The sequence below is a fragment of the Pseudomonadales bacterium genome, assembly GCA_013215025.1.
Taxonomy (GTDB): Bacteria; Pseudomonadota; Gammaproteobacteria; order Pseudomonadales; family DT-91; genus DT-91.
Map to the genome: position 1 here is coordinate 1 of JABSRR010000277.1, position 2,341 is coordinate 2,341.

4 protein-coding genes are annotated in these 2,341 nt (G+C 38.6%); 1 reads left to right on the plus strand and 3 read right to left on the minus strand.

Annotated elements, in window-relative coordinates; genetic code table 11:
• The 3 genes from HRU21_12845 to HRU21_12855 all read right to left on the minus strand — a co-directional run.
• On the minus strand, window positions 1-396 hold a 396-nt coding region (locus tag HRU21_12845; GenBank protein ID NRA43177.1), incomplete at its 3' end, for a transposase.
• A 212-nt stretch (window positions 397-608) separates the two neighbouring features.
• Window positions 609-1,532, minus strand: a complete 924-nt coding sequence (locus HRU21_12850; GenBank protein ID NRA43178.1) for a transposase — start codon at window positions 1,530-1,532, stop codon at window positions 609-611.
• 55 nt (window positions 1,533-1,587) lie between these two features.
• The gene (locus HRU21_12855) at window positions 1,588-1,932 is read right to left on the minus strand and encodes a hypothetical protein (GenBank protein NRA43179.1); all 345 of its coding nucleotides are present in this window, start codon (window positions 1,930-1,932) and stop codon (window positions 1,588-1,590) included.
• A 165-nt stretch (window positions 1,933-2,097) separates the two neighbouring features.
• Here HRU21_12855 and HRU21_12860 point away from each other — a divergent pair.
• Window positions 2,098-2,341: hypothetical protein (locus HRU21_12860; GenBank protein ID NRA43180.1), on the plus strand; the 244-nt coding region annotated here is incomplete at its 3' end.

The following is a 2,341-nucleotide window of genomic DNA, read 5'->3' on the forward strand; positions in this document are numbered from 1 at the left end:
TATCTTAGTACCATCTGTGTAAATGTTTTTGATGTTAACCAGCCCTTCTTCCACAAGTAACATGACTATTTGACCAAATATGGTCTTCAGCGCATCCTTAAGTCGTTCGGATCTAAATCTGGCTATCGTGTTATGGTCTGGCTTGTTCATTCCTGCAAGCCACATGAAATGCACATTCTCTTTTAAGGCTGCTTCCAGCTTGCGAGAGGAAAAAGTATTACTCAAATAGCCATAAATAAGTACTTTAAGCAACATTCTTGGATGATAAACAGAAGTGCCTCCAGGTTTATAATACTTTAGTAAAGGCTCTATGCTGATACGATCAACTACATCATTAACCACCCTAACCGGATGGTTAGATTCAATTAATTCCTCCAAACATGGAGGCAAAAGCATGATCTGATTGGGATTGTAGTCCTTAAAGACTAAATTTTCATTAATAGACACAATTCAAGATAATACATCTTGAGAAGCGGGGGTATAAATGCTTCCGCTTTTTTTAATGCCATAAAATAAAAGAGGGTGGCCTTTTGAGACACCCTCTTTTTTATTTTAGTGCCATTTAGAATTAATTTCGGATCAAGCGGAATATCTGGGGGGTTATTGTACTAAGCATAGATTTTAGCTAATCGATACAGAAAGAAACTAATATTTCTAACCCCACGAAACTGACTTCTTAGAGCCTTTATCTTAGCATTAAATGATTCTGCAGCAGCATTGGTACTTCTTCTATCAAAATAATTGAGGATAGTATCGTAATGAGCCTGCACAGTTCTGATCACAGTTTGGAAAGATTTGTAGCCAATGGTTTCTACTTCATTGAACCATTGTGCGAGTCTGGTGTAAGCAATTCCTTTTTGTTTGGAATGGCTGTAGATATAGCCAAGCTCTTGAGCATGAGTATAGGCTATTTGTAAATCAGGATACCTTTCAAAAAGCAACTCACCCCGATGGATTTGGGAAGGTGTCCAAAGTTCTTTTCTTTTGAAAAGTAGATATCTGCTTCTAGCTAATAATTGCTTGAGGGTATCTCCATTTTCTAATCGGTGTGGTACAAAGGTTTTTCCGAGTTGCTTACTCAAGGCAATTTCCTGGTTTTCCTGATCTATTGCTTCCCACCTGTATTTGATGCGCATTTCCTGCACGGCTTCATAAGCTAGTTTCTGTACATGAAAACGATCGGTCACCAACTGTGCTTTGGTAAAGGTTTTTCGTACAATTTGCTGCATACTAGCGGCCATATCAAGGCTGACTTCCAAAACACTACGACGGAGCTTTTGAGGGATTTTCTTCACCAGCAAAGCTCTAATCCTTTCACTATCAACTCCTTTGATCATGGCTACCAGACACCCCTTATTTCCTTTCGCTCCTTTATTGGTAATCACCGTGTAGAGTTCTCCTTGAGATAGTGCCGTTTCATCTATAGTCAGATATGGACCAATATTGTCAGGGAAAATAATGTGATCTTCTGAGTGATGAAGTTGGTCCCAGGTCGTATAATCGCTTAAGTGTGCGATATACTGTTCTTCCAGCGTTTTACCATTGACTTTGAAATAATTACCTAGACTTTTGCAGCTAACCGGAGTATTATCGATATAATGCTTTTAAAAAATCGGCAAACTCCCTGGTCAGTCGTGTGCCGTTAGCAAGTAATTTCCAATCCCTGGAAATGGTCCTGGATGAGCTTTTATCCAGCCACCTTCTCCGCTTTACATGTAAATAACAGGCTTTCCCACGCAATGGAAAATCTTTCACGGTAATCTGGTCATAGAAACCCTTGGATTCCAAACAGAGACCTTCAAATTCCCCAGATAACAAATTCTTCTCCAACAAATAAATAGAATAACGATCCTCCAAACAATCAACAGAGGTGACTTCAAAATAATCCAACATACCTTCTGGTAAGATTAATTCCCACGCTGTTTTATCCAATTGATTTTTTGAAAGCTAAATTATACTATTTCAATGTAATCCCCAGATATTCCGCTTGATCCACGACTTACTCAACGAGTAACACTAGGCGTGCCCGTCGTTGCCAGATTATAATTAGAACCTGTCTTGTCCTGAAATAGGTTTACACAATTGTGATAAATCAAAATGGACAATTACAAGAATGTAAAAATCAGAAATGCAGGAGATTTAAGTATAGAAGAACGTCACCAAATGATCAAAGAATACCTGTCTGGAGGCTGTACCAAAAAAGATGTTTGGTATAAGTATACAGGTCAGGAAGCTGAGCATGGCGGACTTCTTAGGTGGATGCGTATGTATGGTTATATTGATGATGAAGTCAAAAGAAGACCTATCTTTACAAGATCCAACTATTTTACAATGGATAGCA